The organism is Streptomyces sp. NPDC127106 (assembly GCF_042677605.1).
Taxonomy (GTDB): domain Bacteria; phylum Actinomycetota; class Actinomycetes; order Streptomycetales; family Streptomycetaceae; genus Streptomyces.
This window is the reverse complement of sequence record NZ_JBHXTC010000039.1, coordinates 43,598-48,547: the sequence shown is the minus strand read 5'-3', so window position 1 is coordinate 48,547 and position 4,950 is coordinate 43,598. Positions and strand designations below refer to the sequence as shown.

Annotated in this window: 5 protein-coding genes; 1 reads left to right on the top strand and 4 read right to left on the bottom strand. The window is 71.6% G+C overall.

Going from position 1 to position 4,950, the window contains the following annotated elements:
* Window positions 1-67: 67 nt before the first annotated feature.
* The 4 genes from cysS to ACFVGY_RS27060 form a co-directional block, all read right to left on the bottom strand.
* Entirely contained in the window at window positions 68-1,468 is a 1,401-nt protein-coding gene (cysS, locus tag ACFVGY_RS27075) for a cysteine--tRNA ligase (RefSeq protein ID WP_385681652.1), read from the bottom strand.
* Window positions 1,469-1,575: 107 nt separating this feature from the next.
* Complete coding sequence (ispF, locus tag ACFVGY_RS27070) at window positions 1,576-2,088, bottom strand: 2-C-methyl-D-erythritol 2,4-cyclodiphosphate synthase (protein ID WP_385681650.1); 513 nt, start codon at window positions 2,086-2,088, stop codon at window positions 1,576-1,578.
* Complete coding sequence (gene ispD, locus ACFVGY_RS27065) at window positions 2,078-2,824, bottom strand: 2-C-methyl-D-erythritol 4-phosphate cytidylyltransferase (protein WP_385681648.1); 747 nt, start codon at window positions 2,822-2,824, stop codon at window positions 2,078-2,080. The genes ispF and ispD overlap by 11 nt, the downstream gene beginning before the upstream one ends.
* A gap of 292 nt (window positions 2,825-3,116) precedes the next feature.
* Window positions 3,117-3,599 (bottom strand): CarD family transcriptional regulator, encoded by a 483-nt coding sequence (locus ACFVGY_RS27060; RefSeq protein ID WP_179178388.1) that lies wholly within the window; start codon window positions 3,597-3,599, stop codon window positions 3,117-3,119.
* Window positions 3,600-4,190: 591 nt separating this feature from the next.
* Between ACFVGY_RS27060 and ACFVGY_RS27055 the strand changes: the two genes are divergently transcribed.
* Window positions 4,191-4,895: a DUF461 domain-containing protein gene (locus ACFVGY_RS27055; RefSeq protein ID WP_385681646.1), complete on the top strand. Its 705-nt coding sequence runs from the start codon at window positions 4,191-4,193 to the stop codon at window positions 4,893-4,895.
* Window positions 4,896-4,950 lie beyond the last annotated feature (55 nt).

Here is a 4,950-nt window from a genome sequence, read left to right as displayed (position 1 = left end):
TGACCGGCCACGTTGTGCCGCCCGGGGCCCCGGGCGGCACAACGTGGCCGGTCAGGCCGGGTCCGGATCAGCGCGGGCCGAGGGTCCAGCGCGGTCCGGAGGGGCTGTCCTCGATGGCCAGGCCCGACTGCTGGAGCTGGTCGCGGATGGCATCGGCGGTGGTCCAGTCCTTGCGGGCGCGCGCCGACTCGCGCTGCTCCAGGACCAGCCGGACGAGCGTGTCGACGGCCCCGTGGAGCTCGGCCCCCCGGTCGGTCTCCTCCGACCAGCGCTCGTCCATCGGGTCCAGACCGAGCACGCCCAGCATGGCGCGCACCTCCGACAGGCGCGCGATGGCCGCGTCCTTGTCGTCGGCGGCGAGCGCACTGTTGCCCTGGCGGACGGTGGTGTGGACGATGGCGAGCGCCTGCGGGACGCCCAGGTCGTCGTCCATGGCCTCGGCGAAGGCCGGCGGGACCTCGGCGGCCGGGTCGACGGCCTTGCCGGCCTTCTCCACGACGCGCTGGCAGAAGCCCTCGATGCGGGCGAACGCCGACTCGGCCTCGCGCAGGGCCTCCACGCTGTACTCGATCATCGAGCGGTAGTGCGGGGTGCCGAGGTAGTAGCGCAGGACGATGGGGCGCCAGTTCTTGACCATCTCGGAGACGAGCACCGAGTTGCCCAGGGACTTGGACATCTTCTCGCCGGACATGGTGACCCAGGCGTTGTGCACCCAGTACTGCGCGAAGTCGTCGCCGTAGGCCTTGGCCTGAACGATCTCGTTCTCGTGGTGCGGGAAGATCAGGTCGAGGCCGCCGCCGTGGATGTCGAAGGCGCTGCCGAGGTACTTGTGCGCCATGGCGGAGCACTCGAGGTGCCAGCCGGGGCGGCCGCGGCCCCACGGGGTCTCCCAGTCGGGCTCGCCGGGCTTCGACGCCTTCCACATGGCGAAGTCGCGGGGGTCGCGCTTGCCGGTGATGCCCTCTTCGGCGGGCTGGATGAGATTGTCCAGCTCCTGGTTGGAGAGCTTCAGGTAGTCGGGGTACGAGCGCACGTCGAAGTAGACGCTGCCGTCCGCCTCGTAGGCGTGGCCGCGCTCGATGAGGCCGCGCATCATCTCGATCATCTCGGTGACGTGGCCGGTGGCGCGGGGCTCGTAGGTGGGCGGCAGGCAGCCCAGGGCGTCGTAGCCGGCGTTGAAGGCGCGCTCGTTCTCGTAACCGATGGACCACCAGGGGCGGTTCTGCTCGCCGCCCTTCTTGATGATCTTGTCGTCGATGTCGGTGACGTTCCGGATGAAGGTGACGTCGTAGCCGCGGTACGCGAACCAGCGGCGCATGATGTCGAAGTTGAGGCCGGAGCGGATGTGCCCGATGTGCGGGGCCGCCTGCACGGTGGCGCCACAGAGGTAGATCGAGACACATCCCGGCTTGAGGGGGGTGAAGTCGCGGATCTGCCGGGCGCTGGTGTCGTACAGGCGAATAGTCACGGCATCCAGGGTAGTGGGCCCGGGGCAGTGCCCCGCGACCCCTGTCGGGCGCGGGGCGTTCCGCCGACTCGGGGGCGCGGTGCGGCCGGTGCCCCCTTCGGGGGGGTTCAGGCCCGGTTCGTCCGGTAGACGAGGGCGGTGGCGATCGCGGCGAGGCCCTCGGCACGGCCGGTCAGGCCCAGCCCGTCGGTGGTGGTGCCGGAGACGGACACCGGCGCGCCGGCGGCCGCGGAGAGCGCCTTCTGCGCCTCGTCACGCCGCTTGCCGATCTTCGGGCGCACGCCGATGACCTGGATGGCGATGTTGCCGATCTCGTAGCCCTCGGCGCGGACGATCCGGGCGGCCTCCGCCAGGAGGGTGACGCCGGCCGCGCCGGACCACTCGGGGCGGGAGGTGCCGAAGTGCGCGCCGAGGTCGCCGACGCCGGCGGCGGAGAAGAGGGCGTCACAGGCGGCGTGGGCGGCGACGTCTCCGTCGGAGTGCCCGGCGAGGCCGTCCTCCCCTTCCCACAGCAGGCCGGCGCACCACAGCTCGCGGCCGGCCTCGAAGGCGTGCACGTCGGTGCCGATGCCGACCTGCGGGATCAGCGGGGCGGCGGTGGCGGTGGGGTCAGTAGGCATCGGTGGCCCTCCTGCGGGCGAGTACGGCCTCGGCGAGGACCAGGTCGAGCGGGCGGGTGACCTTGAAGGCCTCCTCGTGGCCGGGAACCACCATGACGGTGGTGCCGAGCCGTTCCACCATTCCGGCGTCGTCGGTCGCGCCCTCGCCGACCGCGGCGACGGTCTCGTGGGCGTGCCGGAGGGTGGCGAGGTCGAAGCCCTGCGGGGTCTGGACGGCGCGCAGTCGGGCGCGTTCGGGCGTGGCGACGACCGGCTCGGGCTCGCCGGGCCCGCCGGGCTCGACCTCCTTGACGGTGTCGGCCAGCGGCAGCGCGGGGACGACGGCCGGGGCGCCGGCGCGGACGGCCTCGATGACGGCGTCGACGGTGTCGACCGGGACGAGCGGGCGGGCCGCGTCGTGGACGAGGACGGAGGTGACGTCCGCGGGGAGGGCGGCGAGGCCGGCGGCGACGGACGCCTGGCGGGTGTCGCCGCCGGGGACGACGAGGAGTTCGGTCCGGTCGGGCAGCGGGTGCTCGTCGAGCAGGCGGCGCACCTCGGGCGCGCCGCCGGACGGGGCGACGACGACCACGAGGGAGACGGCCCGAGAACGGGCCATCGCCCGGACGGCGTGGACGAGCATCGGCGTGCCGCCCAGGGCCCGCAGGGCCTTGGGGGCGCCCGGGCCGAGGCGTACCCCGCGGCCGGCGGCCGGGATCACCGCGGCGGTGCGGTGGGGGCGCGATTGGTCAGACATGTGTTGTAGCTCCGAGCCAGGTTTGTGACTTCGGCCGACATGGGTATGGCCCTGGGGAGTGCCGGGTGCGACGCCCTCGCCCCTTCCGTGACGACCGGTCGAGCCGGCTGCCCGGGCCCGGCACGACACGGCATGGGTCGCGGTACGGCCGGTACGGCATGAGTGGCGTGGGTGGCGCGGGCGTCAGGGTGGGTGTGGGTACAGACATGCCGCAGCGCCCGGCAACGGCCCCCTCGTGGAGGAGGGGGCTGTCATCGGGCACCGCGGCACGACTGTGTACGGGGTTGTCGCGTCAGGACGCGAGAACCTCGTCGAGGAGGGCCTCCGCCTTGTCCTCGTTGGTGTTCTCAGCGAGCGCGAGCTCGCTCACCAGGATCTGGCGCGCCTTGGCGAGCATGCGCTTCTCGCCCGCGGACAGACCGCGCTCGCGCTCACGCCGCCACAGGTCGCGCACCACTTCGGCGACCTTGATGACGTCGCCAGAAGCGAGCTTCTCCAGATTTGCCTTGTAGCGACGGGACCAGTTCGTCGGCTCCTCGACCTGCGGCGAGCGCAGGACCTCGAAGACCCGGTCCAGCCCGTCCTGGCCGACTACGTCGCGGACGCCGACGAACTCTGCATTGTCGGCAGGCACACGAACCGTCAGGTCGCCCTGGGCGACCTTGAGCACCAAGTAGGTCTTGTCCACGCCTTTGATCTGGCGAGTTTCGATGGCCTCGATCAGCGCGGCCCCGTGATGGGGATAGACCACGGTGTCGCCAACCTTGAACGTCATGTGACAGGTACCCCTTCCGTGGCTATCCAGGGTAACACGAGAACTGACCGTTATGAATGGCGTTTTCGCAGGTCAGAGCGCATCTCGGGGCTTGACAACCATGACAGGAACGTGCTGCGGAGGGCTTGCGGAAGGAGGTATTCGCAGGTCGGAGGCGCTGTGCGGACCGGGCGAAACGGCCACGTTACACCCGGGCGCCAGTCCTACCAGTGTGGCGTACGTCCCGTTTTGCCGCTTTCAAGGACGGGAAACCGAAGCACTCCACTCGACTGGAGGCCACCCGTACGGAGTGGTTCAGGCCCAATCCTGGAATTGATCACGGAGAGCCGTTCGAAGGAATCCCGGAATTGATCACGGGCACACCTCCGGGCGATATAGCGGACGGCGCGTGAACGGCATGCGAAGGGCGTGCGGAATGCAAGATCACGGAGCGGGGGCGGGGCCTCCCGCGCCCTGCGGAGGGTCGGGTGCGGGGGCGGGGCGGCGGCTCGGTAACCTAAGCGCGCTGACACACCCTTAGGGCGGCTTTACCTCGGCCGTCCGACAGACCGCCGTCCTTCCGTTCCGTACGTCCAAGGAGTTGCCGCCGCCGTGAGCCGCAGCCTTCGACGCGGCGCCCTCGCCGCCACCGCCGTCGTGTTCTCGATCGCCTCGCTGGCCGCCTGCGGTGCGGGCAACGACGCGCAGACGCTTCAGATCAAGCCGGACAACGCCTCCGCCGTGAAGGGCGAGATCGAGATCCAGAACGCCCTGGTGATCACCCAGGGCACCAAGGAGCGCAGGGGCGGGGCCGTGGTCTCGGCAACGCTCTTCAACAACAGCATGAAGCCGGAGATCCTGGAGTCGATCAGCCTCCCGGGCCGCGGCAAGGTCCTGCTCAAGCCCGCCGAGGGCACCGGCAAGGTCGTCGTTCCCTCCGGCGGCTCCGTGGTCATCGGCGGCAAGGGCAATGCCACCGCCGTGATCGAGGGCCCCAGCGAGGCCGTGAAGAACGGTGCCGCGCAGGAGCTGGTCTTCAAGATGAGCAGCACCGGCGACATCCCGCTGGAGGCGTTCGTCGTCCCCAACACCGGCGCGTTCGCCCCCTTCGGCCCGACCGAGGCCCCCGCCGCCGGCCCGAACGCCTCGGGCAGCCCCGCCGCCGCCCCGTCGGGTTCGCCGGCCGCCGCCCCGTCCGGTTCCCCGGCCGCCACCCCGTCGGGTGCCGCCTCGGGCTCCCCGGCCGCGGGCGCGTCCGCGGGCGCGTCCACGTCCCCGTCGCCGTCGGCCTCGGCCTCGCGCTCCGCCGGCCACTGACGCGCCGAGCACCCCGTAACAACGGGAAGGGCCCCGTCCGCGGCAGGCGGGGCGG